The 13,912-nt window shown below is 58.3% G+C and carries 8 protein-coding genes; 1 reads left to right on the top strand and 7 read right to left on the bottom strand.

Translation table 11 applies throughout. The annotated features are described in order from the left end of the window. Window positions 1-312 precede the first annotated feature (312 nt). Complete coding sequence (locus tag EE949_RS08670; RefSeq protein ID WP_122663917.1) at window positions 313-6,462, top strand: membrane-targeted effector domain-containing toxin; 6,150 nt, start codon at window positions 313-315, stop codon at window positions 6,460-6,462. A gap of 230 nt (window positions 6,463-6,692) precedes the next feature. On the opposite strand, the gene EE949_RS08665 is transcribed toward EE949_RS08670, so the two are convergent. Genes EE949_RS08665 through waaF form a run of 7 tightly spaced genes read right to left on the bottom strand, consistent with a single transcriptional unit; the run spans window position 6,693 to window position 13,668 of the window. Further along, complete coding sequence (locus EE949_RS08665) at window positions 6,693-8,129, bottom strand: lipopolysaccharide kinase InaA family protein (RefSeq protein WP_122663916.1); 1,437 nt, start codon at window positions 8,127-8,129, stop codon at window positions 6,693-6,695. After that, window positions 8,129-8,908: a lipopolysaccharide kinase InaA family protein gene (locus EE949_RS08660; protein ID WP_122663915.1), complete on the bottom strand. Its 780-nt coding sequence runs from the start codon at window positions 8,906-8,908 to the stop codon at window positions 8,129-8,131. The genes EE949_RS08665 and EE949_RS08660 overlap by 1 nt, the downstream gene beginning before the upstream one ends. Beyond that, entirely contained in the window at window positions 8,905-9,639 is a 735-nt protein-coding gene (locus EE949_RS08655; protein ID WP_122663914.1) for a lipopolysaccharide kinase InaA family protein, read from the bottom strand. Before EE949_RS08655 ends, EE949_RS08660 begins: the two co-directional genes overlap by 4 nt. Next, the gene (gene rfaP / locus EE949_RS08650) at window positions 9,639-10,445 is read right to left on the bottom strand and encodes a lipopolysaccharide core heptose(I) kinase RfaP (RefSeq protein WP_122663913.1); all 807 of its coding nucleotides are present in this window, start codon (window positions 10,443-10,445) and stop codon (window positions 9,639-9,641) included. The genes EE949_RS08655 and rfaP overlap by 1 nt, the downstream gene beginning before the upstream one ends. After that, window positions 10,442-11,566, bottom strand: a complete 1,125-nt coding sequence (locus tag EE949_RS08645; protein ID WP_122663912.1) for a glycosyltransferase family 4 protein — start codon at window positions 11,564-11,566, stop codon at window positions 10,442-10,444. Before EE949_RS08645 ends, rfaP begins: the two co-directional genes overlap by 4 nt. After that, window positions 11,566-12,633, bottom strand: a complete 1,068-nt coding sequence (gene waaC, locus EE949_RS08640) for a lipopolysaccharide heptosyltransferase I (RefSeq protein ID WP_122663911.1) — start codon at window positions 12,631-12,633, stop codon at window positions 11,566-11,568. Before waaC ends, EE949_RS08645 begins: the two co-directional genes overlap by 1 nt. Beyond that, window positions 12,634-13,668, bottom strand: coding sequence for a lipopolysaccharide heptosyltransferase II (gene waaF, locus EE949_RS08635; protein ID WP_122663910.1), 1,035 nt, complete (start codon window positions 13,666-13,668; stop codon window positions 12,634-12,636). Window positions 13,669-13,912 lie beyond the last annotated feature (244 nt).

Here is a 13,912-nt window from a genome sequence, read left to right as displayed (position 1 = left end):
CTCAGGTCATGCTCAAACCCGGCGATTTCCAGCGTGAACGAGGCGCGATTGGCGGGGTTGAACATGGGCGAGTCCTTGGCCTGAGTAAAAGGCAGGACTTTGCACTAACACGCGGTAACAAGAAGTCAGGCTTTCGGCGCTTGCCCTGTGGGAAGTTTCCGCAAATGCATGTACCTCTGAGCACCTCTAGGACCGGCCCCCCCACTAACTATCTAACACCCCCACACACCCCACTCCTGATTGATTGAACTCAAAGCGGCACAGCTTCTGGACCGCACTTTGATCACTCTGTCATTCAGGATTTTGAACCTTATGCAACAACTCACCCAGCTCCCTCCCACGCCAGCAGAGACTCTGCCATTGGCGGTTGCCGCACTGCATCGACTCAGCGAGCTAGACATCATGCTCACTGAGGAACTCAAGACATTGCCCAAGGCCAGCGCCGCGACGCTGGAAGCGCTTGGGGGGCAGGACGATACAGCCAAAGAAAGCGCAGTCACCGCCCTGCTCCAACAACTCAGTGCTTTTTGGCAAGCCACCGGCACCAAAGGCCAGAGCCGTAAAACCCTGTTCATTGAGGGCATGGAACAGGCTCTGCGCAACGAGGTGATCATCAAAAACCATGAGCGCAATCTGGGCCCGCAATATGCCGCTTGCTTACCTCTGCCCTTGGTCAGCAAACAGGTTGACCGCTCTCTGGAGGTATTCACCCTGCATGTGCAACTCAATAACCGGACGACGGTTGAGATTGCTGGCGCCCTGGTGTTCATTTCAATGACCGGCCTGACGTTGCTGGCACTGCCCGGCATGGGTATAGAGGGTTTCGCGAGCCGGACCGCCTTTGCTCAAACGCTCGTTCAGTACCTCAACAATGATGTCTTGCGTCATGCGCTTTTCAACAATGCGCAACAGCGCGACCAGCAATTGCTGGAGACAATCACTCAAGACCCAAATCTCTATCTGGACCCCTTCACCGCAGCTGACCTGCAACTGCAACCTGTTGACGGTGACCCTTTTACACAAGCCTTCGAGCGCCAACTCGACAAGCAGCGCAACGATGTGCGTCACGCCTGCCTCGATGTGCAAGCGGCAGAACACAGGCCGGCGCGACTGGACGCAGCGGTAGGCATGCAAGGACTGTTTGGTCCTGGCGCCATGTTGGCGCAACGTGAAATTGCCTACTGGGAACGCCAACAGCGCAAGACGTTGCCCCACTGGGTCAAAGTCGCCAGCCAGAATGATCTCACTGAATATCAGCAGCGTCTGACCCATTACGACCAGTGCCGCACGGCGCTGCTCAGCGCCCTGGGTGGTGCGGCGTCCCATGAACAATTTGCCCGGATGCGGCTGCGCGCTCGTCTTGCTACTGACCTTGGATATGAGCTGGAGCCCGCGCAGGTCATGATCACGACGCAGCGTCGCCTGGCAATCACTGGCGAACTCTATACAACTCGGCGCTCACTTTTGCAGTTCGCGTTGTACGGATTGCATCCCGGAGATCGAGATGCCAGTTCGGCATTCCAGACCCTGACCACCTTTCGCCTGAACGGTCTGGACATGCAGACAAGTCATCCACTGATGACCCCGGCTTACGTGGCAACTCTGGTGGACGACCTGAACCTGAGCACCGCCTTTCGCGAGTACCAGCGTACGACCTACGCCACTGAACACCATCAGCAACTGATGCGCAGCCTGACGCGTAAACAGGTTGTCGCCCTGGCGTACGCAGCGAAGATGCAGGCGCATATAACTGCGGAGGACTTCGCGATCATTGAACAGATCGAAGGCGATGCGACAGGCCAGACAACGCCCGATCTACAGGTTCAGCAGATCAGGCTTGATGACGCAGAGACTCTCGGCGGGCTGCTGGTGTTTCGTAAAAACGACAGCCAGGGGCGGCTTGAACGGCTGGTGATGTTTGCCTCCGACGCACCGAGGGCGCAGCGTTTTCAAGGCTTCTACAACCAGACACAACTCACCCATGAACTGGTCAACTGGACAACGTCGCCGGAGATGAGCCAGTACTTGCTTAAGCAGGTGTCTGCTTCCAGTCGTGAGAATCTGGAGGCGCGATTTGCTGCTCTGCGCCTCAAGCCCCATCCGCCAGCCAATTATGTTCAGCTCATTACCCGCAGCCATTACAACCAGGCACTTGGGCAGTTCGTGCGCCAACACGTGCGAGTGGCCGCTGCCGATCAGGCGCAACGAACGCCGGACTGGTTCCTGCGCGCCAGCCTCGCCGAGCGACAGGAGCTGCTGGCCCTGGAGGACGCGATAGCCGGTGCCACGGAAAACTTCCACGCGAAGCCGCCGACCAAGGCTCAGGATTTCGAGGACTACGTTCATCAGCGCGCCAGCAAAAAAATCAGCGAATTGCTGGGAGTGGCTGAAGGCAGTGTCGATCCGGATCAGATCATCATCACCTCCCCACGCGAAGTCATCAGTTATACCCAGATGCTACGCAACGGCTATGACGACACCCTAGGATTCCTGAACGGTGGCGCCGACACCCAAGCGACATTCAGCGGCCCGCCCCATGTTGACCTGACACCACTGACCGCGCAAAAAGTCGCCCGCTCGGTGCATGGCAAGTGGCTGAGCGACGACTACATCAAACTGGTCAGGGATACCCTGCTCGCGCCGGACTCTCCCGGCTACGACCATCGCCGACGCAGCAGCCTGCAAATCACCGTGCTGCAGATGAAAGTCTCCGCCCTGCGCAGCTATCTCAAAGGTCAGCTGGACAACCGGCAATATCAGTGGCTCAGACGCTCCATGGATAATCTGCACCAGACCGACAGCTCATCGCGGCGCCGCTTTCCACTGCACACCCTGCAACTGCGTCTGGAAAACTCGCTGATCGGCACCGATATTTCCGCGGTGGGCGAATTCGCGAAGGATATCTATAACGCGGCTTCGCCCATCAGAGTCGAGCTGACTCAGGTCGAAACCGTACAGGGTTGTTACCTGCTGTCATCCGCCGACGCGACTCAGGCGACACTGCTCTATACACCGCAAGCACCGGACGGTCTGGAGTTCCGCCTGTTGAGCGAATTCAAAGCCTCACTCTCCAGCGCGGGCATGATCGATTACTACAAAGACCGCTGCCGGTTTGATGCCCGCCGCAAACTGTCGTTTTTCCTCCGTGACATGGAGCAAGGCGGTGAGAGCAAACCGCCTGTTGTACCTCGTGATGCAGTGAGCGACTTTCAGGACATCTGCTTCAATCGCCCCCTCGAACGACAACTGCGCGACGTCGAAGACACCACCACTGGGCGCAGTGACATGCTGGCAAGACTGGCCTGGATCACGTTTGAACTGGTCGCCACTATCGTCACGTTACCGTTCCCGCCCGCCAGCTTTGCGGTGGGCGCGCTGCTTTCCCTGCACGACAGCATGAAAGCCCTGCAGGCCTTCGCCAATGGCGACCGGGAAACCGCCAGCGCTTACATTCTCAGTTCGCTGTTCAACAGCCTGGGGGCTGCAGGAGATTTGTCTGCCGGCATGAAAGGCTTCGGTGCGCTGCGCCAACTCGGGCATAGCGGTAAACATTCGTCAGTCATCCCAGCAGCGAACAACGTTGCGCGGGTACCAAAGCAGGCGGATTTGCGCCCGGTGCAACTGGAAGGCGAAACCTTCTGGCGCAGCAAGCCAAACGCCAATGGCCACGCGTCGGTATACCGCCTGGGTAGTGATCAGACCCAGGCAGCGGAGGCGACGGAACAGTTCGCCCGACGCGACCTCGACGGGACATGGCGCCCCTTGAGCCATCCTGTCGATCAGCCCACCCTCGTGAATGCGGACGGAACAAAACCAGTCATCCCGGTGAATATCTCACTGAAGGACGTGATCGCGCTGTCATCAGGTCACGGTAAAGGCGTCAGCCTGGTGAACGGCAAGTACTACATCGAACTCGGGACTCAGGTTTTCGAGGTTCAATTTGATGCAGGTGCGCGCTACTGGAACATCATCGACCCGCAGAACCCGTTCGCTTTCTTTGGGAAGCGCCCGGTACGGCTGGACGCACAGGGCAAATGGCAGTTAGTGCATAAACCCGATCTGCGCGGCGGGATGGACGACACATTCAGGCCGCTGGTGAGTGAAACCGCGACGTCCGCCGATCCGATTACCAACGCGGTTGTGCCCTATGAACTGTCGCTGCAATCACGCCCATATTTCAGCAGCCTCAGTAATACCGGCAACTCGGTGGATATGCTGGGGCTGGATCTTGAAGATTACTTCACGGCAGTGTTCGCCGAGATGCGCTCGAAGTTCTCTGCTCAAAGAGAAAAACTCTACGTTGATGCTCAGGCATTTTTCACCTCCGCCACACCTGCACCACGCCCGGTGTTACCGCCACTGGATGAGAACGCCGGAGCAACCGGGCTGATCAAGCACATCTTCGAAAACAGCAATGCCATGGTCATCAGCGAAGCGCCAAGGTCCCTCGCCAGCAAGCGTCTGCTCATCGAAAACATGGCTGCGCTGGCTGAACAGGACGTAAAAGTTTTGTACATCCAACATCTGTTTACCGACCTGCATATGTACAAGCTGGAGAAATACCGAAAGCTGGGGGCCAGAAGCAAAGCAGGCTCAAGTGACCTGAAATTCTGGCTAGAGGACCTCAACGGCGGCGCACTGAGAAACCGCAGCAAGGAATACGACTACTACCACTTGGTAAAGACCGCGCACCACCACGGCCTGGAGGTTCGACCGATCAGTTCTTCGGTCAGCTACCCTTTGCGCAACAATCCGGTGGCCAGAGCAGCGGGTGACGTTGCTGCCGAACAAAAAATGAGCAACTTTTTCGCGCATACGGTCATCAGCGCCGACGTTACGGCGCATCCATCACGCCGCTGGGTTGCCTTGCTCGATCAGAAAGTGGCCAATACATATCAACAAGTCCCAGGCATCGCCGAGCTGCAAGGCGCGATCAGCGTACGCGTACAGGACGTGCCCATCGGTCGACCCACCGTTATCAGCAGGGAAATCGAACAAACCGGTGCGGCGTTTGGCAAGTCCGATTTGCGCATCGAAATGGCTAATCCGCTGATCAATGATCAAGGCGCATCAAGCCTTGCACCCGCCCTGACGGCCTCGCCGCCCACCCGACTGGATGACGCTCTTTATCAGCAGATACACGGAAAATTCAGAGTCGAAAGCGAGAACCCGTACACAGGCAAGCCCGGTTTTGAATGGAATGACGCCAGCGGCTGGAAACCTGTCGACGTGCAGCGCTGGCCGGCTGAAAGCCCACCTACGGCCATACAGGTGTCATTGCAGGACCCGGTTTATTCAATGCCCGCAGAAACACGTGACACCCTGCACGAGTTGATCAACTTCGAGCACCGTGGGCTGGACTCGCGCTATTTCAGCGTCGATAAACAGCATGCGCTGGTCAGCGACCAATTCTTCAATCTGCGCCACGCATTACAGAAGGATGCTCGCACCATCATCGTCAAAGAGCTGCCGCCCCGGCCAACACTGCCGGCGGTCGCGCCTGGCATCAGCCATAGCGATTTTCTCGAAGACCTGTATCAACATGCCGATGGCGTAGTCATTGGAGAGGCTCACTCATCGATTGCCAGCAAAAAACTGATCATCGACAACTTGCCGTTACTGTCCAGACAAGATGTCAAAACGCTCTACATTGAGCACCTGCTCAGCGATGTGCATCAGGCCGACCTGGATCGTTTCGTCGACACTGGTTACATGAGCAAAACGCTGCTACATGACCTGAAAAAGCTCGACCGAGGCCATCACACCGATGTCGACGGCGTTTATACGTTTGAACAGCTGATCACCAGGGCCCGTGCTCAGGGTCTGGAAATCAGGGCTCTCGACTGTAGCGCCAGTTACTACATCAAAGACCTTGAAAATCTCGCGCCAACCACCCGCCACCAGATGTTCAGCCACTACGCTTCGCGTACGGTGCGCAAACACCAAGACGTCATGGGTGCGCACAAGTGGATTGCACTGGTTGGTAACACCCATGCCAATACCTTCGAAAAAATCGTCCCGGGACTCGCCGAACTGGAGGGCGGCATTGGCGTACGAGTGATCGATGTAAAGCCCGGTCAGGCACGAGGTATCTCGGTAGACCCTGGGGAAAAGCTGACCGATACCTTGAGCAGTCAACAGAGCTTCATAAAGAGTGATTTTCGGGTAGAGATGGAAACGTTCAAACCCGCCGTTGCCGTCAGACCCGCACAATCGTTACCGGTCGAGGAGCGACTGATCAGGCCCGGCATGTTTTTCGTTGAAGAGAGCGATAACAGTTTGCCGGTCATCGTCCATCGCTCACGGGACAATACGATTCATCGCACGCCGGTAAAGGTTAACGACCAAGGGAAGGTTTATGTCGAACGAGCGACCTGGCCATCGGTCAACCTGCGTCCCTACGAGGACATGGATGCGCTGATCGTCGGGCTGGAGGACATCAATCTGACGCGAGTTGCGTAAGACGCGATGAGCTTGGGGGACCCGGGCTTGCCCGGGATGAGCGACAACGCGATGTGTCTGACGAACCGCAGCGCCTGAATCGCGAGTAAGCGCCGCACATATAAAACCGGGTTATTCCCGTTGGAGCGAGGCTTGCCCGCGAATCAGTCGCCGCGATGTATCAGTAACACCGCGCTTTAGCTCTTCGCGGGCAAGCCTCGCTCCAACGCAGCGCCCTGCCCCCAAAATAACTAAACCTTCGGCAGCCGCTGCTCCAGCAATTGGTGCAGCGCGCTGTCAGCGGGCCAGTTGCGCATGAAGCGGGCACGGTCCCGAGCGAAAGCGGTGCTGAACGATGCTTGCGACGTGTGCTGGCACATCGCATCCAGATCGATCAGCGCCCAACGGTCCTGATGCCAGAACACGTTATGGCCTTTCAGGTCACCATGGCTGATGCGTTCTCGTATCAACTGTTCGAAAAGCTGATCCAGCGCCACCAGCTCGTTTTCCGGAGCATCCCCCGAGGCTACATACGGCGCAAAGCGCTCGATGATATCCGGCCCCGGCAAAAACTCGGTGACCAGGTAAGCCTTATTCCGCAAGCCAAAAAAACGAGTTTCCAATAAGGCCAGCGGCTTGGGTGTGGCAATGCCGAGGAACATCAGACGATTGCCTTCACGCCATGAATGCCAGGCACGACTAGGACGCCAGAAACGCTTGAACCAATGAGCCAGATCCTTGATGTTGTATCGCTTGATCACCAGCGCCCGGCCATCGACTTCGACCCGGGCGACACTCGCTGCGCCCCCGGTCTTGTACAGATGCCCTTGATCCAGCAGCGCATCGGCATTGGCGAGTATCGGCAGCATCGCGGCCTCTTCTTCCCGCCGAATCGCGCGCAACTGTGACGGTTCATCCACCACAGCAAACAGGCTGCAATCACGCCCGGCCTTTTCCAGATAATCCTTCAAGCGCCAGGCACGCACCTTATCGATCTGCTTTTGCAACGCTTCCATGGGCAAACCATGCTCGCCATTGCTCAGCAAATAGTGCACCAGCAGCTCTTCAGTGAAGGGTTCCAGAGACTTGGGCAATTGAGCGAAAAACACGCCGAGGTTTTCCAGAACTTTTTGCCGGGACAGCGGTTTACCCGCTTCTTCAGCACGAATCCCCGCGCCATCGATCAAGTACAACTTGCCGTTGCAGCGCAAAAGGTTGTCCAGATGCAGGTCTTCCTGCCACAGCCCCTTGAGGTGCAGCTGAGCAATGGCAGACAACGCCTCGCCCAACACCTCCTGCTGCGCGTCGCTCAAAGGCGTCTGATTTTCCACTTCAAGCCAGGCATCGCCCAGACTGTGGGCAGACTCAAGAAACTCGAAAAGCAACCAGCCGCCTTCACCGTCCTGCAAGCCGTCAGCCAGCAGCAACGGCGTGGTCATGCCCTGCGCTGCCAGCGCGCGCACGCCTTCCAGTTCACGCTGAAAATGCCGTGCGGCTTTGGGGCCGACCAGCAACTTGGCCAACACCGGTCTACCACGCCATACACCCGCCCCCACGTATCGTTGCCCAGGCAACACCCGTAGCAACGTCAGCAACTGCAATTCAGCAGGGCCAGCGGCATCGGCCAGCGCCAGATTGATCGGCAGCACAGGCGTGCGTCCGGCCTCTTTGAGTTCAGACAGACGCATCAACGGATCTCTTCATGTTCGTTGCGCTGTGCAGCGCGTTTGTGACTGCCGCGTTCACCGAGCCGCACATACAGGTCTTCGACCTTGGGGCTGTCGATCCCCGATTGCAGATAAGCCGCCAGCAGCTCGCGGACCTGCGCACTGCTCCACATAGGCGCACGACGCAGCAACGGCTCCAGATCCTTGATCCGGTCACGCTGCCCCAACAGCAAGGGCCGGGTTTTCTCCAGGTCGATCAACTGCGCGCGATACAAGCCGGCCTTGGCCCGCATGAAAATATGCTTGGGATAGAAACACCCATGCACCTGTCGAGCCCCATGAAGCGTGCGCGCCAACTCACCGCAGGCCTGCAGAATCGCGGACTGCTGCTGGCTTTCCAGTTCAGGCCACTGTTGCAGCAGCGTGTCCAGATCAGTCCAGCCATCCAGCGCGCGCGTCATGAGGATTGCACGACGCTCGCCATTGACCCGTTGCTCGCCGTAAAACACCGCCTGCAATGCCGGGATACCCAGTTGTTGATAGCGGCTGATATTACGAAACTCACGGGAAAACGAAGGCTCGCCAAACGGATGGTGCAAGGTGCGAGTCAGATAATTGCTTTGGCGCTTGAGATAGAACCCGGAGCCTTCCAGCTCCATGCGGAACACGCTGCTCCAGCCACCGCGACCGGTATTGGGCTCATCCACAGCATCAAGCTGGACCTCCCAAAGCGCGTCGAAGTCAGCGAGGCCGTGCCGTTCAAGCAACGGCCGCTCGCTGGGTGCAATAAAATCGGTCATTCGCGGCCCTCAAAGAAACTGATGACATGGCGGATGCGTTTCTTGTCGGACTCGTTCAGCCGCGCCCGCTGTCGATACTGCAAATAGAAGCGCAGACGCTGAGTGTTGGACAGATGATATTTGCCCAACTTATCCAGACACGCCAGATCCTTGGTAATTCGATACCGCAGCATGAAGCTCCACCAGAAGGCTCCATTAGGGCAATCGATGAGGAATACCGTGGCCTTATCGTCGACCAGCAGGTTGCGCCACTTCAGATCGTTATGAGTGAAGTTCTGGTCGTGCATCGCGCGAGTGTAGCGGGCTACCTGGCGGCTGATCGCGTCAACCCACGAACGGTCGGCCAGACGCGGGTTTTTACGCCCCGCCAAAGCAGACAGGTCGTCAGTATTGGGCAGCTCTCGGGTAATCAACGCCCCCCGATCATAAGCAGTACCGCGGCGTTCAAGACCCCAAGCCACTACTTCAGCAGTAGGGATGCCCCATTTGGCGAAACGCTTGAGATTCTGCCACTCGGACTTGACCCGTGGTTTGCCCAGATAGCGACGTAAACCTTTGCCCGCGCCGACGTAGCGCTTGACGTAATAATTCACACCTTCGCGCTGGACCTTGATCACTTCCGACAGAGGGTCACGGGTCAGTCGTTCGCCCTGCAGGGCAAATACTGCGTCAAGGCTGCCAAAGTCTTCACTCAAGGAAGCGTAGGCGGGCTCCAGATTCCAGCCCGCCATCAGAGCGCGTCCCCGTACCGGACTTTACGCTCATAGAGCTTGTCGGCTTTGACTTCCAGCCAGCGCAGCAACCGGGCTTCTTCAGCCAGAATCTGGCGCAACGGCTGCTGGAAATAACCTTTGAGGAAGCGCAGCTTGTCGCGCCGGGTCAGGCCGATATCCAGTGCCGAAAAGTACAGTGCAGCCAGATCCTTGTTGCGCCAGCGCGGGGTAATCACCCGGCGAGTCTGGGCACGGTGCAGGTCGATCACCGAGAGACGAAAATCATCGGCGGTCACCGGTTTGTCGGTGTGCAGCAGGAAGTGGCAGATGTAACAGTCGCGATGGTTGACCCCGGCGCGATGCATCATGCCGACCATGCGCGCCACTTCAGCAATGAAGGCACGCTTGAGGCGAGGCTCAGGCGGCTCATTGCGCCAATTGATGCTGACGTCCTCCAGGCTTTCGGTAGGGGCCAGTTCTTCAGTCACGATAAAAGAATGCTGCGCCGCCGGATTATTGCCGCGCTCGCCGTAGGCCACGGCAGTCATCGTCGGCACGCCAGCCTCTTTCAGGCGGGCGATGGCCTGCCATTCCATGCCTGCACCGAGCACGGGCAGTTTGGCGGTGAGCAGGTTTTTGCCGATTTCGCCCCAGCCAATGCCACGGTGAATCTTGACGAAATAACCGCGACCGTCGACTTCGGTGCGCAACGTGCGCCGACCTTCGAGTTCGCGATAGACCTGACCGTCCAGACGCTCGACTTCGGCGAAGGCATCACGGCCCTCCCAAAGGGTCTTGAACGGTTCAGCAAGGAACAACTTCATGCGTGGTGCTCCGCCAGAATCACATCGGCCGCGTGCTGCGGCATGCTGTAAAGATCGGCTGTATCAGCGAAGGCCAGACCATTGCGGCTCCAGTTGGCGCGCGCAGTATCGTCGGCCAGCATGTTCGCCAGGTATTGATTGAGCTGTGCCTGTTCGAACGGCTCATCCAGCACCAGACCGCTGTCGGCCTCGGCGATGTAATGAGCATAGCCACACACCGCGCTGACCAATACAGGCAGCCCCGCCACCAGTGCCTCAAGCAGCACGGTGCCGGTGTTTTCGTTGTACGCCGGATGAATCAGGATATCGGCCCCCATCAGAAAGCGCGGAATATCGCTGCGCCCTTTCATGAAGGTGACGTGATCACCCAGGCCCAGCGTAGCGCTTTGCAGCTGGAATACTTTGGGGTCGTCCTGACCGATTACAAACAGTCGGGTGCGTTTTTTAAGTTCGGCTGGCAACGCGGCCAACGCTTTAAGGCTGCGATCCACGCCCTTGGTCTTGAATCCGGAGCCAATCTGCACCAGCAGCAGGTCATCGTCAGCCAGCCCGAATTCCTTGCGGAACCCGGCGCGAATCTGCGGCGCGTCAGCCGGTGCGCGACGATCCTGGGCAATGCCCGGCGGCAACAGATGGAAGCGCGACAACGGCGTGTCGTAATACTTGATGAACAGCGGTTGCTGAACTTCGGAAATCATCAGCACCTGGGTTTTCGCGTCTTTGGCGAACACCGCTCGCTCGTACTCGGCGAAGTGGCGATAGCGGCCCCATTGGCGGTACAGCGAATGGCGCAACGTCTGCGCCTTGTCTTCAAAACAGCCGTCGGCGGCGTAGTACACGTCCAGGCCAGGCATTTTGTTGAAGCCAATCAGACGGTCCACCGGGCGCTTGGCCAGGTCTGCTTCCATCCAGGCGCTGAGCTTTTCATTGCGTCGGTGATTGAAGAACGCCTTGACCGGTGCCACCAGCACTTCAAATCCCGGAGGTACTTCGCCTTCCCAGATCAGGGTGTAAACCCTGATCTGGTGTCCACGCTGCTGGCATTCCAGAGCGATCCGCATGAAGTCGCGTTGCAGCCCGCCGAACGGGAAGTATTTATAAAGTACGAAAGCCAGTTGCATCAGCCGGGCTCCTTTGCCAGCAACAGCGTGCCCAATTGGCGCGCTACCCGCTCGGGATTCAAACGAGTGAAGCACATCGGCCACTCGCGTTTCAGATCGAACTGACGGCGGTCTTCATCCGTCGGTTGATAGGTGCATTTCTTTTGCAGGCAAGGCGCACAGGCCGGGTAATCACCCGCCAGATGAACCTGTGACTTACCGTAAGCGCCCGTCAAACCGGGGTTGGTCGGGCCAAACAGCGAAACCGTCGGCACATCCAGCGCAGCCGCCAGATGACCAATACCAGTGTCCACTGCAACACAGGCCTGCGCACTGGCCAGCACTTGAGCGACACCTGCCAGATTCAACTTCGGCAGCACGACCGCGTGTTCCAGGCCTTCAGCGATACGCTCGGCACGGGCTTTTTCGCTCGGGTTACCCCACGGCAAGCGCACTTGCAGGCCCTGCTCGCCCATGCGTTCGGCCAACTGCCGCCAGTACAGCTCCGGCCAGTGCTTAGTGTCCCAAGTGGTGCCATGCAGAAATAGTACGAATGGCGGCTTATTTGCGTCAGCACCCAGTAAGCGTCCACGGTCCAGACCGTAATCGCCCAGGCCGGCAGGCACGGCATAACCGAGAGCCTGAGCAAACAGCTGCCTCAAACGCTCTACCGCATGCTGTCCACGCGCAACCGGATAAGTCCGGTCATAAAAGCGACTCGCGAGAGGTTCGCGGGCCGAAGCCTTGTCCAGCCCGGCGACAGGTGCGCCGACATAGCGCGTCAGCCAGGCGCTTTTCAGCAAGCCCTGAGCGTCGATCACCAGATCGTAATGGGTATCGCGCAAGCGTTGTTTGAAGCGCCGCCACTCTCCCGTCTTGAATGTCTGCCAGAGGTTCTTGCGCCAGCGCCGGATGGCGACCGGGATCACTTCGCCAACCGCCGGGTGCCAGGTCGGAATTTCAGCGAAACCTTCCTCAACGACCCAGTCAAAGCGGATGCCCGGCAAGGCTCGTGCCGCGTCGGTCAACGCTGGCAGCGCGTGAATCACATCACCCAGGGATGAAGTTTTGATCAGCAAGACCCGCAATCAGGCAACCTCCACCGGAGTGGCGCCCAGATTACCCAGCGCCTGTACCACCGAATCAGGTTCCAGCAGGCGCATACAGTTGTAATGACCAAAACGACAGGTGCGATCAAAGCAAGGGCTGCATTCGAGGCCCAGGCGCACAACTTCCACCTGATCAGCCAGCGGTGGCGTGAAGCCCGGCGACGTCGAGCCGTACACCGCCACCAGCGGGCGATTCAGCGCCGCAGCAACGTGCATCAGGCCGGAGTCGTTGGACACCACGGCATCGGCACACGACAACAGATCAATCGCCTCAGCCAGCGAAGTATCGCCGCTGAGGTTGACCGACTCTTCGCGCAGGCCTGGAATCAGCCGTTCACGAATGCTTTCGCCAACCGGATGATCCTTTTTCGAACCGAACAACCAGACTTGCCAGCCTTCACGAATCTTGGTTTCGGCCACTTTGGCGTAGTGTTCGGCGGGCCAGCGCTTGGATTCGCCAAACTCGGCACCCGGACACAACGCCAGAACCGGACGGTCCAGGCTCAGGCCAAACTTGGCGAGCGCTGCATCGCGGGTGGTCAGATCAATGCGTAGATCAGGTTTTGGGTACGGACGCGGCAGCTCGGCACCGGGTTCATACGCCAGCGCCATGAAGCGTTCGATCATCAGCGGATAACGTTCTTTATCGAGTGTCCGCACGTCATTGAGCAGGCCATAGCGGAACTCGCCACGCCAGCCGGTACGTTTGGGGATGCCCGCAAAAAAGGGCACCAGTGCGGACTTCAAGGAGTTGGGCAGCAAAATCGCCTGATCGTATTGCCCTGCGAGGGACTTGCCGATCCGACGACGCGTGGCCAGCTCCAGCGCACCGTGGCCCAGCGGAAAGCTCAGCGCCACGCGCACTTCAGGCATACGCTCAAGGATCGGACGGCTCCACTCCGGGGCCAGAACATCGATCACGCATTCAGGGTGGCGCTGTTTCAGGCACTGGAACAGCGTTTGCGCCATTACCATGTCGCCTACCCAGCTAGGCCCAACGATCAGAATTCTCATGTTTCATCCAAAACGACAGAAACGATCAGGGAGGCCGATCGGCTTGCGTGACGTTCCCACACAACCCGACGCCTCCCTGTCATAGCTTTATATAGTGCCTTTACCGCAAGAGCGGTTGAGGCACTGTGGGAGCGAATTCATTCGCGAAAGCGGCGCATCGAACGCCAAATCTCTATCGGATGTACCGCCCTCTTCGCGAATGAATTCGCTCCCACAGGATCACCGCCAACTCAAGACGAACGCT

This window comes from Pseudomonas viridiflava, assembly GCF_900602065.1.
In the GTDB taxonomy this organism is placed as follows: Bacteria; Pseudomonadota; Gammaproteobacteria; order Pseudomonadales; family Pseudomonadaceae; genus Aquipseudomonas.
This window is presented reverse-complemented; position numbering and strand designations above follow the sequence as displayed.